At 61.2% G+C, this 20,661-nt stretch carries 8 protein-coding genes and 2 pseudogenes; 2 read left to right on the forward strand and 8 right to left on the reverse strand.

Translation table 11 applies throughout. The features are described from left to right. Positions 1-69 precede the first annotated feature (69 nt). The 8 genes and pseudogenes from ACSJDS_RS13220 to ACSJDS_RS13255 form a co-directional block, all read right to left on the reverse strand. On the reverse strand, positions 70-405 hold the full coding sequence (locus tag ACSJDS_RS13220; protein ID WP_473033669.1) for a tryptophan synthase subunit beta like protein: 336 nt from the start codon (positions 403-405) through the stop codon (positions 70-72). Between the two features lie 94 nt (positions 406-499). Continuing rightward, complete coding sequence (locus tag ACSJDS_RS13225) at positions 500-3,073, reverse strand: BapA/Bap/LapF family large adhesin (protein ID WP_473033670.1); 2,574 nt, start codon at positions 3,071-3,073, stop codon at positions 500-502. Positions 3,074-3,132: 59 nt separating this feature from the next. Beyond that, a complete protein-coding gene (locus ACSJDS_RS13230) occupies positions 3,133-10,140 on the reverse strand; it encodes a beta strand repeat-containing protein (protein ID WP_473033671.1) in 7,008 nt (2,335 codons plus the stop codon). Between the two features lie 230 nt (positions 10,141-10,370). Continuing rightward, positions 10,371-10,820: a retention module-containing protein gene (locus ACSJDS_RS13235; RefSeq protein ID WP_473033672.1), complete on the reverse strand. Its 450-nt coding sequence runs from the start codon at positions 10,818-10,820 to the stop codon at positions 10,371-10,373. Between the two features lie 190 nt (positions 10,821-11,010). Then, complete coding sequence (locus ACSJDS_RS13240; RefSeq protein ID WP_473033673.1) at positions 11,011-11,634, reverse strand: LuxR C-terminal-related transcriptional regulator; 624 nt, start codon at positions 11,632-11,634, stop codon at positions 11,011-11,013. Further along, a pseudogene (locus tag ACSJDS_RS13245) lies at positions 11,631-13,060 on the reverse strand (HlyD family type I secretion periplasmic adaptor subunit). Before ACSJDS_RS13245 ends, ACSJDS_RS13240 begins: the two are co-directional and overlap by 4 nt. After that, a pseudogene (locus ACSJDS_RS13250) lies at positions 13,060-15,167 on the reverse strand (type I secretion system permease/ATPase). Before ACSJDS_RS13250 ends, ACSJDS_RS13245 begins: the two co-directional pseudogenes overlap by 1 nt. Positions 15,168-15,333: 166 nt before the next feature. After that, entirely contained in the window at positions 15,334-17,625 is a 2,292-nt protein-coding gene (locus ACSJDS_RS13255) for a TolC family outer membrane protein (RefSeq protein WP_473033674.1), read from the reverse strand. Positions 17,626-18,077: 452 nt separating this feature from the next. On the opposite strand from ACSJDS_RS13255, the gene ACSJDS_RS13260 reads away from it, so the two are divergent. Further along, positions 18,078-18,359 (forward strand): hypothetical protein, encoded by a 282-nt coding sequence (locus tag ACSJDS_RS13260; protein ID WP_473033675.1) that lies wholly within the window; start codon positions 18,078-18,080, stop codon positions 18,357-18,359. 143 nt (positions 18,360-18,502) lie between these two features. After that, positions 18,503-19,987 (forward strand): tRNA uracil 4-sulfurtransferase ThiI, encoded by a 1,485-nt coding sequence (gene thiI, locus ACSJDS_RS13265; RefSeq protein ID WP_473033676.1) that lies wholly within the window; start codon positions 18,503-18,505, stop codon positions 19,985-19,987. Positions 19,988-20,661 lie beyond the last annotated feature (674 nt).

Consider the following 20,661-nt stretch of genomic DNA (forward strand, 5'->3'; position numbering starts at 1 on the left):
CGCTAGGCACAGAGCGGCGGTAAGTGCCATGATCCACGCACCGCTGCCTCACCCCTGCCCTGGCGCGACTTAGATGACGCCGCTGTCGTCGTCGGTCTCCGACATTAACCCGACGCTGTTCAAGCGTTGGCGCAGTGACTGGCGCTCCATCAGCTTGCGCTGAGCGGGCTCAGGCAGGTCGGTAAAGCTGATGACGCCCTTGTCCATCAGCACATCGATCACATCCTCCAGCACCCGCACGAAATCCAGATCAGATTTCGAAAGCGCCTGGTTCTTCAGCTCATCGTCGTCCCCGACGAAGGCCTGAAGCTCCGGCGAGCATGGGGGCGCAAACTCCCGGCACTCCTCGGTGGCCTCGCGGCTGACCTGGACGATCTCGCCCGACTCGTTGCGTTTGATGAACACACGTCTCTCCCCAGAGTGATGGCTTCGTTCTGCTTAGCCTAGCAAAAAGCCCCACCCGGCGAACCGGGCGGGGCCAACTCAACACAGTTAAAGGTTACTGATCGGTGGTGTTGGTCGTGGTATCCAACTCGTCGGGGCCGGAGGAATAGCCCACAGAAGGATCGTCACCGCCATTCACCGACTTCGGCATCTTGTCCATAGAGGAATCATCGTCTTTCAGAAGTTCATCGTCATCGCTGACGACATCCTGAAGCTTGATGCCATCTTCCTTCTCGTCCTCTTCGGCACGCTCATCCTTATCGTCTTTGTCAACACTGCCAGACTCGGCAACCTGCTCCTCCTCATCGGAGCTGTAAGAGTCGCCCTCGTCATCTTCAGTAGCATCCTCGGGCGCTGTGCCTGCCTCATCATCCTGTGCTGAATCTGCATTTTCATTCTCAGGCTCATCAATTGCGTCTTCACCCTCGATTACAGGCTCATTCGCACCTTCCTCGCCCTCTTTCTCGTCGCCTTCATCCTCATCTTTAGACTCTGACTCCGTGTCGTCTTCGTCTGTGGGCTCAGGCTCCACTTCATCATCTTCAACGGCATCCTCAGACTCATCGGAGGCGGCGGCATCTTCTTCCCCGCTTAGCGCGTCAAGGTCCTCCAGCGAGAAGAGACCAAAGCCTGTTGCCTGAATCTCGCCACCCTGGTCGCCAGCCGGCTGGGCATTGCCACCGATATCGATCGTCAATGTCGCCGTGACCGACTCTCCGGCCGGATGCGTCAGCTGGATCTCGAAGGCTTCTGACTTCCCTACGAAGTCCGCATTGGCTTCCGGCGTGTAGACATAGCTCCCATCTTTCTGAATCACCAGGGTGCCGTACTCTCCAGCCAGCGTCAGGCCCGCTTCACCGACCTCCTGCCAGTCTCCATCCGGCAGCTTGACGCTAAGGGTCGAGTTGATGGAGCCCGGCGTCGCCCCTTCAAGCACGTTACCTTCAAACTCACTGACCGAAAGCTCTTCATAGGGGTCGGCCAGGAACTCGGACTCAAGCTCTCCAGCACTGACCGATGGATATTGATAATTGCTCCACCAAGCCCACCAAGGCGCAGTATCGTGTCGCCCACTCGCTTCAGCCTCAAAGACAGCCTGATACTCACCGGACTCAAGCCCATCCACCGAGTGGGTGCCAGAGCCAACGGTGCCACCGACACCCTCGACCTGCTGCCAATCACCGTTGCTATCCAGCTTCTCCAGGTGCCACTTGAGAGAGGCCGAGCTGCTACCCGGTGAAGACAGTTCGGCGGTAAAGCTAAAGCTACCTGTGCCGCCCTCCTCAACCGTGAAGCTTTCGCTCTCCCATGTATCCTCGACGCCATTACTATGATTACTGGACGTTGTCTGAATCTGGCCACCACCTGCGATGGAGCCCGCAGGGACCGGATCGGGTGTCACGGTATCACTGTTGATCTCGGCGCTGGCCTGCTGGCTATCCAGATCAATCGAGTTGACGGCACCCTCCAGGGTGATGGTCAGCGTCGAGGGCACACGATCTCCATCGGCATCCTGGAGGTAATAAGTGAATACGTCCTCCTTGTCTTCTCCGATATTAATGTTGTCGCGTGTTTCGCGGCTAACCTCATAGGTATAGCTGCCATCATCACTTACGATCAGCGTGCCAAACTGCCCTTCAATTGACAGCGTCTCCCCCTCGGCAACTGCCTGATCTCCCTCGGCCGTGGACCACAGCAGCGGCTCCTCTTCATCAGGGCCATCGGCACCCCAGAATGGCTCTTCAATCTGCCCCGTGAGCACAGGAAGATCATCCGTAGAGGAAATTCGTCCAACCAGTTCGAAGCTGTTGGATGCATCCTCGAAGGTGATCACTTCGTTGACGGGCTCGCCATCCGGCTCGCCGATAGGCTTGAAGCCAAGGATATCGAAGACATACTCACGATCACCGACTTCAATCGGTACCTGAGTCATGGCATTGGAGATAGTGACGATATCCGCAGCCTCTTCAGGGGGCAGCGGATTACCCCAATCATCATAGTTGGGCGTCTCATCATGCTCGATATTGATGGTGTGCGTCACCGTCGTCTCGACACCATCAATCACAATGGTGAACTCCATAGTCAGATCTACTGACTGAAGCACGCCCCCATCAGCAAAGATCGGGAAATTGTTATGGGTAAAAGTGCCAAGCACAAAAGTCTGGTCAACCTTACCGGTGTCAAGATCACGCAGGTCTTCATTATCATCGAAGACATAATTCGAGCCTTCAGAGCCACCCGCCGGAGTACCCCAGGAAATCAGATCCTTGAAGTCATCCTCATCGAGATCCTCAGCGTTGAACTGACCGTTAGTGGTGTTGATATTGATCCACCCCGCAGCCCAGTCACCCACGATGACCTCGCTGATCGGCACCTGAATGGTTTGACCACCCTCGAACTCACCAGGCACGTCATCAATGATGACAATCGACATCTCGGACTCAGAGGTGCTGTCAAAGCGATCCTCAAGAACTACCGACACCTCTTTCTCCAACTCATCTCGCCCTTGCTCGTCGTGGGCTAGCGAGTTGTCTTTCAGCTCATAGGTGTAGCTGACCTCACCACCATACAGATCGCCATCGAAACCGGTGATGGAGAGTACGTTACCACTTGGAAGCTCAATCACCACGGGGGCACTATTTGAAAGTTCCTGCAAGTTCTCCCAGGTAATTTCCTTCCCAGCCACGGTCAACGAGCGAATACCCCCTCGGCCTCGAGAGTAAAGGTGTCGTGCTGCAACAGGTTGCCTTCGCCTTCTTTAGTGCCGCCTTCCAGCCAGGCTTCATCGACAACCACATCGCCACCTGAAGCACCCAGTCCAAGAATTGCCGGCCCATCAGGATCTGACGGCGGATTTGGCTCATTAACAGACTCGACAGGCTCGAAGGTGATGTCGAAATCACTTGAGGCAGGATCGCCATCACCATCAACCACATCAACGTTTACAGGTAGCTGGTACGGGAGTAGCGTATCCAGGAACGTCCCGCTAAAGTCATTGACATTATACTGATCGCCACCTGAGCTTCCGTAGAAACGAATTTCATCGAAACCATCAGGGTAATCAACCGTCAACTCAGAGCCTGTGCCAACCGACTCACCGCCGCTGAAAATCTCCCAGCTCATCGCGCCGCTGTTACCCATCTTGAAGGAAAGCTCTGTCAGTTGCTGACTGAATTGCGCCACGAGCGTCTCACCGGCACCAATCAGATTGTTGTCGACACCAATCCCATTGGTTGACCAGTTGACTTGCCCACCCAAGGCAAAGAACTCTGCCTCCAGGTTCGGGCTGCTGATTTCCAGCTCGCCATCTATGCCGCCGCCTTGCGTACCGGCCACATCAGAAGTAAAGGAGGCAGCTACCGGATCAAGCTCTTGGATCACATTGAGCTCGTAGCTATTGCCATCAATGCTGAAATCGATGGTAAATACCGGGCTTTCACTACTCTCGCCTTCCTTGAAGGCGATCAGCTGCTGGCTATCCTGATCAAACTCATACTGGAGCTTGCTGCCATTAGAGGTCAGGAAGGCAGTGTTTGACTCCCCGTCATCAGTATATTGAACCTGAATGAAGCCGCCGCTTTCCTGCAGCGTAACATTCTGCACGAAGGCACCATCGCCATCAGCACCAATGGTGAGGTTCAGGTCACCAGAAGCATCGCTGCCCTCAGCTGCGGACACGGTGACATCATCAATTCCAGCCTCATCAAACTCGGGAACATCATCGATGATCTCCACATCCAGCGAGGCTGGATCCGAATCACGCCCTAAGGTGTCGAAGAGAACGATTTCGAACTCTTTGAAGAGCGAGTTTCTTCCACCGCCTTCCTCATGCTCAAGGTTATTGACCAGAGTGTATTCATACGACACTTCACCAGTCGCTGAATCATAGTTAATAAGCGACAGCGTATTCCCGGAAGAGGAAGTGATCTGGACCGGATCCGTCGGCTCAAGAGCCTCTAGCTCGGCAAGGGTAACTTCCTTGTCACCAACGGTCAGCTTGTCGATGCCTGCAGGTGCTACAAGGGTAAAGACACCGCCTTGTGTCAGCTTCTCTTCAGCAGGCTTGGTACCATCCTCAAGGTGCTTCTCGTTGAGCACGACATCGGCACCCTCTCCATCGAGACCCTGGATTCGGGGTGGGTCTACAGGCACTTCCACTGTTGCGGAATCAAAATCAGTGATATTGAATTCATTCAGCAGACCTTCCGCAATCACCTGGTTGCCGGTCACGGTGACATTGGCCCCCGCCGGGTCGAACTGGCCGTTGCGGATCGCCTCGGCGCCATCCTCGGTCAGCACCAACACCGGGTTGCCATCGGCGTCCTCGCCCAGTTCGAAGTAGTCGTTGTCATTACCGCCGGTGATCGCGTAAGTGACGTCGCCGGCCAGGGACTCATGGATCCCATCCAACGTGGTCTCGCTGCTAATGGTGAAGGCGGTCTGACCCGCTTCGGCATCGGCGCTGCTGTCGAGATCCAGGGCCGCGTCAACGCTGACCTCCAGGCTCGGGGACGGCGCCGGCACTTCAACGCCGGCATCGTCACTGGCGTTGAGCGTGAACTCGTTGAGCTCGCCCTCGGCAATCACCTGGTTGCCGGTCACGGTGATAGTGGCACCCGCCGGGTCGAACTGGCCGTTGCGGATCGCCTCGGCGCCGTCCTCGGTCAGGACCAGCACCGGGTTGCCGTCGCTGTCTTCTCCCAGCTCGAAGTAGCCTTCGTCGTTGCCGCCGGTGATCGCGTAAGTGACGTCGCCGGCCAGGGACTCATGGATCCCATCCAACGTGGTCTCGCTGCTAATGGTGAAGGCGGTCTGACCCGCTTCGGCATCGGCGCTGCTGTCGAGATCCAGGGCCGCGTCAACGCTGACCTCCAGGCTCGGGGACGGCGCCGGCACTTCAACGCCGGCATCGTCACTGGCGTTGAGCGTGAACTCGTTGAGCTCGCCCTCGGCAATCACCTGGTTGCCGGTCACGGTGATAGTGGCCCCCGCCGGGTCGAACTGGCCGTTGCGGATCGCCTCGGCGCCATCCTCGGTCAGCACCAACACCGGGTTGCCATCGGCGTCCTCGCCCAGTTCGAAGTAGTCGTTGTCATTACCGCCGGTGATCGCGTAAGTGACGTCGCCGGCCAGGGACTCATGGATCCCATCCAACGTGGTCTCGCTGCTGATGGTGAAGGCGGTCTGACCCGCTTCGGCATCGGCGCTGCTGTCGAGATCCAGGGCCGCGTCAACGCTGACCTCCAGGCTCGGGGACGGCGCCGGCACTTCAACGCCGGCATCGTCACTGGCGTTGAGCGTGAACTCGTTGAGCTCGCCCTCGGCAATCACCTGGTTGCCGGTCACGGTGATAGTGGCCCCCACCGGGTCGAACTGGCCGTTGCGGATCGCCTCGGCGCCATCCTCGGTCAGCACCAACACCGGGTTGCCATCGGCGTCCTCGCCCAGTTCGAAGTAGTCGTTGTCATTACCGCCGGTGATCGCGTAAGTGACGTCGCCGGCCAGGGACTCATGGATCCCATCCAACGTGGTCTCGCTGCTGATGGTGAAGGCGGTCTGACCCGCTTCGGCATCGGCGCTGCTGTCGAGATCCAGGGCCGCGTCAACGCTGACCTCCAGGCTCGGGGACGGCGCCGGCACTTCAACGCCGGCATCGTCACTGGCGTTGAGCGTGAACTCGTTGAGCTCGCCCTCGGCAATCACCTGGTTGCCGGTCACGGTGATAGTGGCCCCCGCCGGATCGAACTGGCCGTTGCGGATCGCCTCGGCGCCATCCTCGGTCAGCACCAACACCGGGTTGCCATCGGCGTCCTCGCCCAGTTCGAAGTAGTCGTTGTCATTACCGCCGGTGATCGCGTAAGTGACGTCGCCGGCCAGGGACTCATGGATCCCATCCAACGTGGTCTCGCTGCTGATGGTGAAGGCGGTCTGACCCGCTTCGGCATCGGCGCTGCTGTCGAGATCCAGGGCCGCGTCAACGCTGACCTCCAGGCTCGGGGACGGCGCCGGCACTTCAACGCCGGCATCGTCACTGGCGTTGAGCGTGAACTCGTTGAGCTCGCCCTCGGCAATCACCTGGTTGCCGGTCACGGTGATAGTGGCCCCCGCCGGGTCGAACTGGCCGTTGCGGATCGCCTCGGCGCCATCCTCGGTCAGCACCAACACCGGGTTGCCATCGGCGTCCTCGCCCAGTTCGAAGTAGTCGTTGTCATTACCGCCGGTGATCGCGTAAGTGACGTCGCCGGCCAGGGACTCATGGATCCCATCCAACGTGGTCTCGCTGCTAATGGTGAAGGCGGTCTGACCCGCTTCGGCATCGGCGCTGCTGTCGAGATCCAGGGCCGCGTCAACGCTGACCTCCAGGCTCGGGGACGGCGCCGGCACTTCAACGCCGGCATCGTCACTGGCGTTGAGCGTGAACTCGTTGAGCTCGCCCTCGGCAATCACCTGGTTGCCGGTCACGGTGATAGTGGCCCCCGCCGGGTCGAACTGGCCGTTGCGGATCGCCTCGGCGCCATCCTCGGTCAGCACCAACACCGGGTTGCCATCGGCGTCCTCGCCCAGTTCGAAGTAGTCGTTGTCATTACCGCCGGTGATCGCGTAAGTGACGTCGCCGGCCAGGGACTCATGGATCCCATCCAACGTGGTCTCGCTGCTGATGGTGAAGGCGGTCTGACCCGCTTCGGCATCGGCGCTGCTGTCGAGATCCAGGGCCGCGTCAACGCTGACCTCCAGGCTCGGGGACGGCGCCGGCACTTCAACGCCGGCATCGTCACTGGCGTTGAGCGTGAACTCGTTGAGCTCGCCCTCGGCAATCACCTGGTTGCCGGTCACGGTGATAGTGGCCCCCGCCGGATCGAACTGGCCGTTGCGGATCGCCTCGGCGCCATCCTCGGTCAGCACCAACACCGGGTTGCCATCGGCGTCCTCGCCCAGTTCGAAGTAGTCGTTGTCATTACCGCCGGTGATCGCGTAAGTGACGTCGCCGGCCAGGGACTCATGGATCCCATCCAACGTGGTCTCGCTGCTGATGGTGAAGGCGGTCTGACCCGCTTCGGCATCGGCGCTGCTGTCGAGATCCAGGGCCGCGTCAACGCTGACCTCCAGGCTCGGGGACGGCGCCGGCACTTCAACGCCGGCATCGTCACTGGCGTTGAGCGTGAACTCGTTGAGCTCGCCCTCGGCAATCACCTGGTTGCCGGTCACGGTGATAGTGGCCCCCGCCGGGTCGAACTGGCCGTTGCGGATCGCCTCGGCGCCATCCTCGGTCAGCACCAACACCGGGTTGCCATCGGCGTCCTCGCCCAGTTCGAAGTAGTCGTTGTCATTACCGCCGGTGATCGCGTAAGTGACGTCGCCGGCCAGGGACTCATGGATCCCATCCAACGTGGTCTCGCTGCTAATGGTGAAGGCGGTCTGACCCGCTTCGGCATCGGCGCTGCTGTCGAGATCCAGGGCCGCGTCAACGCTGACCTCCAGGCTCGGGGACGGCGCCGGCACTTCAACGCCGGCATCGTCACTGGCGTTGAGCGTGAACTCGTTGAGCTCGCCCTCGGCAATCACCTGGTTGCCGGTCACGGTGATAGTGGCCCCCGCCGGGTCGAACTGGCCGTTGCGGATCGCCTCGGCGCCATCCTCGGTCAGCACCAACACCGGGTTGCCATCGGCGTCCTCGCCCAGTTCGAAGTAGTCGTTGTCATTACCGCCGGTGATCGCGTAAGTGACGTCGCCGGCCAGGGACTCATGGATCCCATCCAACGTGGTCTCGCTGCTGATGGTGAAGGCGGTCTGACCCGCTTCGGCATCGGCGCTGCTGTCGAGATCCAGGGCCGCGCCAACGCTGACCTCCAGGCTCGGGGACGGCGCCGGCACTTCAACGCCGGCATCGTCACTGGCGTTGAGCGTGAACTCGTTGAGCTCGCCCTCGGCAATCACCTGGTTGCCGGTCACGGTGATCGTGGCCCCCGCCGGGTCGAACTGGCCGTTGCGGATCGCCTCGGCGCCATCCTCGGTCAGCACCAACACCGGGTTGCCATCGGCGTCCTCGCCCAGTTCGAAGTAGTCGTTGTCATTACCGCCGGTGATCGCGTAAGTGACGTCGCCGGCCAGGGACTCATGGATCCCATCCAACGTGGTCTCGCTGCTGATGGTGAAGGCGGTCTGACCCGCTTCGGCATCGGCGCTGCTGTCGAGATCCAGGGCCGCGTCAACGCTGACCTCCAGGCTCGGGGACGGCGCCGGCACTTCAACGCCGGCATCGTCACTGGCGTTGAGCGTGAACTCGTTGAGCTCGCCCTCGGCAATCACCTGGTTGCCGGTCACGGTGATAGTGGCACCCGCCGGATCGAACTGGCCGTTGCGGATCGCCTCGGCGCCATCCTCGGTCAGCACCAACACCGGGTTGCCATCGGCGTCCTCGCCCAGTTCGAAGTAGTCGTTGTCATTACCGCCGGTGATCGCGTAAGTGACGTCGCCGGCCAGGGACTCATGGATCCCATCCAACGTGGTCTCGCTGCTAATGGTGAAGGCGGTCTGACCCGCTTCGGCATCGGCGCTGCTGTCGAGATCCAGGGCCGCGTCAACGCTGACCTCCAGGCTCGGGGACGGCGCCGGCACTTCAACGCCGGCATCGTCACTGGCGTTGAGCGTGAACTCGTTGAGCTCGCCCTCGGCAATCACCTGGTTGCCGGTCACGGTGATAGTGGCCCCCGCCGGGTCGAACTGGCCGTTGCGGATCGCCTCGGCGCCATCCTCGGTCAGCACCAACACCGGGTTGCCATCGGCGTCCTCGCCTAGTTCGAAGTAGTCGTTGTCATTACCGCCGGTGATCGCGTAAGTGACGTCGCCGGCCAGGGACTCATGGATCCCATCCAACGTGGTCTCGCTGCTGATGGTGAAGGCGGTCTGACCCGCTTCGGCATCGGCGCTGCTCTCCAGCGCCAGGGCCGGCTCGACGGTGACCTCCAGGCTCGGGGACGGTGTCGGGACTTCGATGCCGGCAGTGTCGTCATCGGTGACCGTGAAGCTGCCCACTTCTTGGCTGCCGGTCACGGTGATAGTGGCACCCGCCGGGTCGAACTGGCCGTTGCGGATCGCCTCGGCGCCATCCTCGGTCAGCACCAACACCGGGTTGCCATCGGCGTCCTCGCCCAGTTCGAAGTAGTCGTTGTCATTACCGCCGGTGATCGCGTAAGTGACGTCGCCGGCCAGGGACTCATGGATCCCATCCAACGTGGTCTCGCTGCTAATGGTGAAGGCGGTCTGGCCGGCTTCGGCATCGGCGCTGCTCTCCAGCGCCAGGGCCGGCTCGACGGTGACATCCAGGCTCGGGGACGGTGTCGGGACTTCGATGCCGGCAGTGTCGTCATCGGTGACCGTGAAGCTGCCCACTTCTTGGCTGCCGGTCACGGTGATAGTGGCACCCGCCGGGTCGAACTGGCCGTTGCGGATCGCCTCGGCGCCGTCCTCGGTCAGCACCAACACCGGGTTGCCGTCAGCGTCCTCGCCCAGTTCGAAGTAGCCGTTGTCATCGCCCCCGGTGATCACATAGGTAACGTCACCAGCCAAGGCGGGATCAATGCCGTCTAGCGTGGTCTCGCTGCTAATGGTGAAGGCGGTCTGACCCGCTTCGGCATCGGCGCTGCTCTCCAGCTCCAGGGCCGACTCGACGCTTACGCTCAGACTCGGTTCAGGCACCGGCTCCGGATCTTCCGGCTCGGGCTCAGGTTCCGGCTCGGGCTCGGGCTCGGGTTCCGGCTCAGGCTCGGGCTCGGGTTCCGGCTCAGGCTCGGGCTCGGGTTCCGGCTCGGGCTCGGGCTCGGGCTCGGGTTCCGGCTCGGGCTCGGGCTCGGGCTCAGGTTCCGGCTCCGGCTCTTCGACGGGCTCTTCCTCTTCTGCCAGCAGTGCAGGTTCATCTTCTGGGAAATCTACGGCGCCAAGCTCAATGCCTTGAGTTTCAAAGGCAAGCGGGTCGACGTCTTCAGCGATCCGCCCAGCATCACGAAGCTATGGCCACCGTCAGCGGCACCACCCGGGCCTGCACCGGCAGCAGTAGCATCGAGCAGGTCGAGCAGGTCGCCTTCCCCTTCGTCGATTGCCGCAAGGAGGGCATCGAGGTCGTCATCTTCGGCGCTGAAATCAAAGGCTTCAGCAGGCTCGCTGGCATCCAGCTCCGGTGCCATGACGATCTGCTGATCGCCAGCGATCACCGTGGGGTCCAGACCATCGCCAAAGTCGAGCTGCACGCGCGCGTTCTCCGCGGTGACGAGCACCTCCCCTTCTTGCAGGGTGTCCCCCACACGCAGCTCTCGTAGATTGCCATCGGCGTCGCGCGCCCAGGCCTGTCCGGTGATAGCTATGACAGTTGCGATGGTCATGGTAAGACTCCCTGCATGAAAGCGTTATCAAGGCAAGACGACACAAGGCCGGCTATTACCCTTAAGGTATCCGCTGTACGGAAGAAGCAGTATTGGACCGATGGACAGGTCAAGACACCCCACAAATGCCATAGGCCGAGAAGCTTATGCCCTCGGCCTTTAGCATTGTGCAACCTGTCATTGACGTTGGTCAGGTAGAGCTCGACACAACCTCGGCGTTGCGCCCCGATAGCCGCAACACAAGCTGGATCCGGTCCCTCACACCCAGCTTGTGGAACACAGCACCAAGGTGCGCCTTGACGGTACGCTCGGTGATGCCCAGCTTTCGTGCCACTTCCTTGTTGGAAAGGCCCTCCAGCACTGCTTCGGCCACGGCTCGCTCCCGCTCTGTGAGATCGTCCAGCGCGCCAGCGCTCTCCTCATGGACGCCACCCAAGGCCCGGAACGTGCCACCTGCCACGCGGGCCATCAGCTCCGATGGCACCCAAATCCCTTGATGCGTCATTACGACTTGAACCTGACGGAGCACTTCCGGCGCAGCTAGCGCGTGAGTATATCCCCTGGCTCCGGCTTCCAGTGCCTGCAAGGCCTCTCTGGCCTCGGGTCGATACGTTAGCACTGCCATAAAGGCACCACGTGCAGCCAAGTCCCTGACCAGCTCCTCCCAACCATCCAACCTCGACATGACCCAGACACTGTCCCCACGACCTACGCTGCGAGCCTGATCGGGCACGATGATTTCAGCATCGCTGAAGGCCTCGCGCCAGCGTGGAAACTCATCACGTCCTTGACTGATGAAGTAGACCGCCATCATCGCTCTCCCATCGAATTGCTCCAGGCCCGCAATACGGGCTTCAGCATGAACTGCATCACAGTGCGCTTGCCGGTCATGATGTCGACTTGAGCCGTCATTCCGGGTATCACGGCAAGTTCACTGTCCACTTCTTCCCCCTCGATGCTGCGCACGCGCACCAGGTAGAAGGTATTGCCGTCATCGTCGGTGATCGTATCGGCACTGATATGGTCGAGTTCCGCCTGGAGTCCGCCATAGACGGCGAAGTCATAGGCGGTGAGCTTGATGGTGGCTGGCTGCCCGGGACGCAGGAAGGCGATATCCTGCGGCGCGATACGGGCCTCGACCAACAGCTGATCATCTGAGGGAACGATCTCGACGACTTCCTGCCCCTGCTGGGCCACCCCGCCGATGGTATTGATGTTGAGCCGCTGCACGACCCCATCCACCGGTGACCGAATCTCGGCGAGGCGCACCCGATCCTGCAGGCCAGCGCTCGACTCATCCAGCGCATTGAGGTCCCCCAGGGTTTGGGCCAGGTCGTTGCGCCAGTCGCTTCGCCGCTCGACGCCAAGCTCGCTCAACTGATTGCGGGCCTCTTCCACCGCCGCCTGCAGCCTGGCCATGGAGGCCTGGGCCTGATCCCGCTCACCGGTGGCACGTGACACCTCGCGCTCGAGTCTCAGCACATCCACTTCGGATACAGCACCGGATTCCAGCATCGGGCGAGTCAGGTTAAGCTCCCTGCTGGCCATATTGGCCTCACGCTGGGCAGTGTCGCGCCGGGCGGTTGCTTCATTGAGCTCCTCTTCACGCTGACGGATGCGGTCACGCAGCACCTGCTCCTGCTCACGAAGCTCCTCCCGCCGGCTTTCATACACCTCGCGCTCCTGGGCCACGATGTGTGGGGCTTCGACACGCAACTCCTCATCAGGATCGAACGGTGTATCGGTCACCAGCGCCCGCAGGCGTTCGGCACGTGCTTTCAACGCCAAGGCCTGTGCCCGATTCTCTCTGAAACTGGCGACAAAGCGCGTGGGGTCGATACGCATGAGGACCTGCCCCGCCTCAACCAGCTGCCCCTCTCTCACCAGGATTTCCTGAACCACGCCGCCATCGAAACTCTGTACACGCTGCAGTTGACTGGAGGGAATCACCCGCCCACTGCCGCGCGTCACTTCATCAATGGCAGCAAAGTAGGACCACACCAGCAGCGCCGCCACAGTCAGCAGCACGATGTAAAGAAAAGCACGTGCCCGAAGAGGATCCTGCTGCATGCGCGCCCAGTCAGCGTCACTCGCCCAATCACGATTGAGGTGGGCGGAGGTCACTCGCCTAGCGAATAGCCGGTCGATGAAAGGTCGAAACGGCTTGCCCCGGCCTCCGAGAATCGCCCGATCGCTTCGAACCCCCGCTGTTCAGCGCTGCGACTATTCTTGCCGGCCATTAGCTTGCCCTCCCGATCTGCCCCTTGCGCAGTGCATCTACCACTTTGTCACGCGGACCGTCTGCAACCACCTTCCCGCCATCAATGACTATGATGCGGTCAACCAGGGAAAGCAGCGAGGTCCGATGGGTCACGACAATCATGGTCTTGGCGCGAGCATACTCCTTGAGGCTGGCCTTGAAGGCCTCTTCGCTGGCGTGATCCATCGAGCTGCTGGGTTCGTCGAGCAGCAGCACCTGAGGATCGTTGACCAGGGCACGGGCAATAGCCACGGCCTGGCGCTGGCCACCGGAGAGCGCCTGACCGCGCTCACCGACCTGCAGGTCAACCCCCTGAGGGTGGGCATTGACCAAGGCTTCTAGACCGCTGAGTTTGATGGCTCGCAGGAGCGCTTCATCGTCGACGCCATCGCTACCGCCACCGGCGACAATGTTCTCGCGCAGCGTCCCGAAGAACAGGTTAACGTCCTGGGGGACATAGCCGATCTGCCGGCGCAGCTGAAGCGGGTCGATCTGGCGCAGGTCAACGTCGTCGATCATCACGGCGCCGGCCGTCGGCTGGTAGAGACCCAGAATCAGTTTTTGCAGCGTAGTCTTGCCACAGCCAACGCGTCCGAGTAACGCTACCTTCTCCCCGCCTCAATCTTGAGCGAAATATCACGCAGTGCCTCACGCTCCTCCTCAGGGTAGCGAAGGCTCACCTTGTCGAAGCGGATTTCACCACGGATCGCGGGGCGACTAACGAATGCCTTGCCCTCCGGACGCTCTATTGGGCGCTCCATGACATCATTGAGCGATTGCAGTGCGGTCGATGACTGGTGGTACTGGGCGAGCAGGGAGGCCGCCTGACTGACGGGCGCCATCGCCCGCGACGAAAGCAAATAAGCGGCTATCAATCCACCCTGGGTGAGATTGCCCTCCATGATCTGGTAGACGCCAATGATGATCACGCATACCGCTACGCTGTGCTGGGCCCAAAGCGCCACACTAGAGACGGAAGAGCTGACCAGGCGCAACTGGGCTGCCGTGCGCGACAGGAAAGCCGAGGCTTTCTCCCAAAAGGCTTGGATACGACTTTCTGCACGTAGCGCTTTCACCGTCTCGAGCTGCGAGACCGTTTCCACCAAGGTGGCATTACGCTGTGCACCAACCCGCCAGGTGGTTTCAGAGAGTTCATGCAGTTTACCCTGCGCGGCCAGCGCATAGAGCAGCACGAAGACGATCCCCACCAGCACGGGGATCACGAGTGGCGGACCAATCAAGGCGATGATCGCTGCAAACAGCAGAACGAAAGGCAAGTCGACCAAGGCCACCACCGTGGCTGACCCGATGAAGGAGCGAACGGATTCAAAAGACTGCAGTGTCGCAGCGAATGAGCCTGTGGAGGCGGGCTTGGCCTCCATACGCAACCCCAGCACGCGCGACATGATCGACGACGACAGTTTGACGTCGGCCCGGCTGGCAGCAAGATCAACAAAGGCGTTACGCATTAGCCTTAACGCCAGATCGAAACACAGGACAACGAAGATTCCCGCTGCCAGGACCCAGAGGGTTTCCGTGGCATGGTTAGGCACGACCCTGTCGTATACGTTGAGGACGAACAGCGGCATCGCAACCGCGAACAGGTTGATCATCACCGAGCCGGCGATGACGTCACGATACAGCTTGCGATTTTCCCGAATGACGCCCCAGAACCAGTGGCGAGACCTCTGCTTCTTGATTTCCGGCCCACGCGCATCGAAATGAAAGCGTGGACGCACATAGATAGCATGCCCGCTATAACTGGACTGCAAGCCATCTAGGCTGACTTCACTGACCGCGTCGCCAAGCTCAGGAAAGATGACTTGAGCTCGTCGTGCCTTGAGATCGAGCGCCACGAGCACGCAGGCTCTCCCTGGTTCGAGAAGCAGCACGGCCGGAAACAGGGACGGGTTGAGCTGCACCAGGCGACTCTTAATCAAGCGCGCCGTCATGCCAACTCTGGCGGCAGCACGTGGGAAGACACCTGGCGTCACCCGACCGTCTTCAAGTGGGAGGCCTGCTACCAGTGACTCAGCGGTAGCCGTGCGATCATGGACCTTCGCTACTGTCTGGAGACATTCAAGCAGCTCATCCCGCACCACCGGGCGGGATGAGCCAGGCGACGTATCGAGGTTCTCTTGTTGCGTCACATACACCTCAGAGTTCAACCCACCCGGCATTGCGCCGGATGGGACATCAAGGGTAACCGGCTGAAGCGGATGTCAAGCCGGCAGGTGATAAATGCGACGCCTGTCATCCCTTTACGGCATAGCTGTCCGAGTAGCCCAGCCGAGACAGTTCATTTTGCAGCGCTTCCAGCTCCGCTGAACTCCCCACAGGTCCCAGCTGGACGCGGTAGAGGCCTCCTCCGTTCACTAGCCGCGCCGGCTGTGCAAGGGTGTCCGAGATTCTGTTCGCCAGCATCCCGGCACGCTCTGCGTCACTGAGTGCTACCACCTGCAGGTAGCTCTTATCAGCCGATGGCGCTTTCGGCAGCTCCTGCACAGAAGCGTGGCCTCCGGCATTGCCAATCCGCGGTTGGTCAACGTCTGAGACAGCCAGTTCATGGAAAATGCTCACGCCACTCATCCCTTGAGGCGTAGAGGCTTCGACCTGATCAGCGACGTCTTCTACCATGCCATCACGAGTCGATTCGAACGCAGGCGGTTGAAGCGACAGGTCTGGCATTTCGCCATTGCGCTCCAGCGTGACCTCGACGCGGCGATTCTGACGCCGACCCTCCACCGTCTCGTTGCTGGCTACCGGACGATGGGAGCCATAACCACGAGTTTCGATAAGCCCGGGGTCCACCCCCTGAGACGCCAGGTAGTTTGCCACGCTGTCGGCACGGCGCTGGGAGAGCGGATCATTAATGGCGTCAGTGCCGGTAATATCCGCGTGGCCGGCGATGAAGATACGCTGCAGGTTGCCAATGCCGTCGATCTGAGCGACAAGAGCATCCAGCTCCTCTCTTGCGTTGGCGCTTAGCTCGGCGCTGTTGATGGCAAAGAGTGCATCGGCGGACAGTGTCACGTCAGGCGCACGCGTCGGTGCCGGGGCACTGACGCCACCGGTCAGATCCTGCAGGGTAAAGCCCGCAGGCCCTTCGACCGGGCAGATGACATCAGGGTTGATCTCCACACCCTCGCTGCCCAGCTCGGCGAGAGTGGGCATGTCATCGCGCATCACGCCCAAGGTTTGCATCAGCTGCCCCATGGCCGCGAGCGTCCGTGCATCGGCCAATGCAATATCATACTGTGCATTGACGAAGGCGCGGCTTGCTTCGAAATACTCGTTCTCGCTATCCAGCACATCCAGCAGCGTGCGCTCGCCGATATCGAACTGCTGCTGATAGGCTCCTCGGACACGGTCAATGGATTGGCGGTGCTCATTGAGATACTGCAGCTGCTCGCGAAGACGCCGGGTATCGTTGTAGGCGATCTGGGTGGTCTGGCGAACATTATGGCAGGCTAGTTCACGCTGATTTACCGCCTGCTCTACTCGGTCGCTGGCCGCTCGGAAAGAGGCGCGATCACTGCCCCCGCGGTACAGGTTCATGCTGGCCACCAATTCGATGCTATGACGGTCACGGCGACCCAGCGGGTCGAAATTGCCATCATTGCTGTCATAGGTGCCGGTGCGTCCCCGCAGGTCGAGTCGTGGCTGAAAAGCAGAACGCGCTCCGTCTTCTTCTGCACGAGTCGCATTGATGTTCTCGATGGCGGCATGAAATTCGGGATTGCCCTGAAAGGCCATATCCACGGCCTGGGCCACCGACGGCGGCAGCCGGTCGTCGAGCTCGGGCGTGGGGGCCAGGTTCTCGGCGGGCAGGTGGCCAACGATACGCTGATAACGCGCCGTGACATCGTGCAGGTTGGATGCCTCGGTCATCAGGTTGGACTCGGCCAGCGCCAGACGCCCACTGATCTGCTGCAGGTCCACCCCACGGCCGGCACCGCTGCGCACCCGCTCCTCGATCTGGTCGAATACCCGCTGGTGCTCGCCGTAGTTCTCCTGGGCCAGCCTGACCAGGTCCCGGTAGCGGCTGACATCCAGATAGGCTCGTGCCGCCTCCAGAGCCACGTTCTCGCTGGCGCCCAGCAGCTCGTAGTACTGCACCAGCTTGGCTCGATTGAGCCGTTCGACCTCGCTACGCGTGGCAAAGCCGTCGTAGATCATCTGGCTGAGGGTCAGCTCGGCGAAACTGGTACTGTAGCTGCCGCGACCATCATCCTGGCGGTCTTCGCGCCCCACCCCTGCGGAGACATCGATACTGGGCAAGTAGTTGCCTCGGGCAACGCCCACGTCGTTGTCTGCGGCACGCAGGCCACTCCAGGCTGCCTGCACTTCAGGGTTGGTCGCCAAGGCCTGGCGAACTACCTCCTGAATGTCTGTCGAGCCGGGTGTCGCCATGCCGGGGGGCAGCGTCTGCGCCACGGCAGCGGAGATTGGCAGCAGCGTGAGCGAGGAGCCCACCACGAGGACCTTGGCAAGACGGCGGGCGCGAGTCAGTTCAGACCGAGTCAGTTCAGACAGGTGATTCATAGGGTTCCCTTATATGCGTATCGTCTTCGTCCGGGCATGCCCGCATGGGCTGCTCGGCGGGGTTGTGGATATTGGCTCTTATCGTTGTTGCGGGCCGCACCCCGGCGTGACAGGGCGGTGCATCCTTTCCCGATTCCCTTTCGAAACCCGTTCATGTCGACCTTTTTGGCAAGCCAAGCCAGTCTTAGAGGCATGAACGCAAGCATACTTTAAGCTGAAAGCATCTGATTTGTAATCAAGCGTAAACCATCTTGTCCGTTTGTCCAATAACTGCTTGTCCACGCTAGCGACGTCATCTCTGACACTCTCTGTAGGATATTTCTTACAAAGCCGCCTTAGCTGTCCTTGCTTCACCTCATGGCATATCGCGGATCGCCCCTCTTCCGGCCGACAGCAAACGTGATATCTTCGGCGCATAGCCAAACTGGGCGCATCATCACAAGGAGACCGCCATGTCCGCTTCGGAAATTCAGAAAACTCGCGTAATCAACGAGCTGCGTGGCTTCATCAAGAAACTGCTGCAGGACCCCAGGATTCTCGAACAGTCGCTGGAGGTCGCCCGGCGCCACCTGGGCGAGGGCAGCCAAGAGGACCTGATGGCCCGTATTGCCAACGAAATCTCCGAGACCACCAGCGTGCATATCCCCGAGGACCCGTCGGAGCACTCCGAGGCCGACAAGCTGTTCCTCGAGCTGCTGAAGGAAGTCGTGAGCGAGGAGCAAGCGCTCTACTGACGTCACCCCCTTTCTAGGAGTCTCCCCACATGAGCCCGGCACTGGCCGGGCTCATGTGCTGTGGGCAACGACTCTCCCACGGCGGCCAGCTCTGGTATAATGCCAACCAATTGTTTTTACAAATCTTTCACAAGCGGTTGGCAATGTACTATCTGTTGAAGCTGTTCCCCGAGATCACCATCAAGTCACCCTCTGTACGGCGGCAAATGACGCGCTGCCTGGTCAGCAACGTGCGCAACGCCCTGCGGCCGCTTGGCGATAGAATCAGGGTGCGGGGCGGCTGGGACGCCCTGCGGGTCATGGTCGCCGAGGACGCCAGCGACCACCTGAAGGGTGAGCTGGAAACAGCGTTGACACGCATCCCCGGCATTCATGAGATTCAGAGCGTGGAAGAGGTCCCTTTTACCTCTTTCGATGATACGGCTCGACGACTAATTGAGGTCTGGCAGGCCGCCCTACCCGGCCGCGCTTTTCGGGTCAGCGTCAAGCGGCGCGGTGAGCACGACTTCAGCTCCGAGGACCTGGAGCGCTACCTGGGACGAGCGCTGCTGGATGCCGAGCCAAGTGCCCGGGTCAACCTCAAGCACCCAGACCTCGATCTACGCCTCGACGTGGATGCCAACCGTCTGCGCCTGGTGCGCGAGCGCCGCAGCGGCCTGGGCGGCTATCCGCTAGGGGTTCAGGGCCAGGCACTGGCGCTGCTCTCCGGCGGCTACGACTCACCGGTAGCCGCCTGGAAAATGATCCGTCGCGGCATCAAGACTCATTTCCTGTTCTTCAGCCTGGGCGGCCCGGGCCATGAGCCGGCCGTGCGCGAAGTCGCCTACCAGCTTTGGCAGGACTATAGCCGCTCCCACCGGGTGAAATTCATCTCCATCCCCTTCGAAGCGGTGGTGGCAGAAATGCAGCGCAGCATCCCTGATGGGCTGATCGGGGTGGTGCTCAAGCGGATGATGATGCGCGCGGCCAGTCGGGTGGCATGCCGGGCGCGCATCCCGATGCTGGTCACGGGCGATGCGGTGGCGCAGGTATCCAGCCAGAGCCTGACCAACCTCGCCCTGATCGACGCTGCCAGCGACCTACCCATTCTTCGCCCGCTAATCGCCGAGGACAAGCAAGACATCATCGACACGGCTCGCGATATCGGCACGGCCCGCTTCGCCGAGTCGATGCCCGAGGTGTGCGGTGCCATCTCGCGCCGCCCCAATATCAAGGCGCCTCGCGCCAAGGTCCTCGCGGCCGAGCAGGAGTTCGACTTCTCGGTGCTGGACCGCGCCGTCGATCAGGCCAGCATTACCCGCTCCGACCGCCTGCTGGAAAACCGCCAGCCCCAAGCGGAGGTGCGCACCGTGCAAAGCGCTCGAGCGCTGGCCCAGGAGCCCGAACTTCGCGTGATCGACATTCGCACGCCGGATGAGCGCGATGCGGCACCGCTGCGCCTGCCGGTCGAACCGCTGGCCATCCCCTTCTATGAGCTGCAGTCACGCGCTGACAGCCTGCCCGATGATCGACACTACCTGCTCTACTGCGATCAGGGCGTGATGAGTCGTCTGCAGGCCCTGCACCTGGCCGACAGAGGGCTCAACCACTTCGGGGTCTACCGGGAGGGCGCTTCAACGGAATCTTGACGACCCTCCCCAACGGGCCGAGTTCGAGCTACGCTACAAACAGAAACCTTCTGTAACCGGGGCACCTGTCGGACGTAACGCGGATTTCACCGGTCACGTCCGACAGGCCCCCAGTGGCGTGGAGTGGCCGATGCACGGAGCGCCGCCGTCATCACATCCGGGTCCGAGTCGCCGCCTCCTTTCCCCGACAGGGGCTGGCCCGAAGACGCCGAGCTATTGCCGCTTCAGGACGCCAGACCGCCCCGCCGCCGGCGGCTCGGCCTCTGGCTGCTGGGGCTCACCCTACTGCTGGCCATTCCTCTGACCACGCTGCTGGTCGCCGAGGCAAGAACGGCGCACTTCCAATCACAGGAGCTGTCGCGCTACGCGCAGAGCCTGACCTACACCCTGCTGCCCGGGCCCAGCGAACGTATCGTCTTTCCCGAGCACGGGCCCTTTAACACGCGACTGGGCTACACCCGCCTGCCCGACTTCAGCCAGCGCCTCACCACCCGTCACTTCGTGATCGAACAGCAGGCCAGGTTCTCCCCAAGCCTGATGGATTACCGCCGCTGGGGGTCTGTCCCCCTTTACGGAGAAGTCCCGTGCCGGCCTGACCCTGGAGGAGTGTCGGGGCGAACCGCTCTACAGGTTCCGCCACCCCCAGCGCCACTACCCGCACTTCGATGCCGTTC

It is taken from the genome of Halomonas sp. SL18_1, from assembly GCF_055755715.1.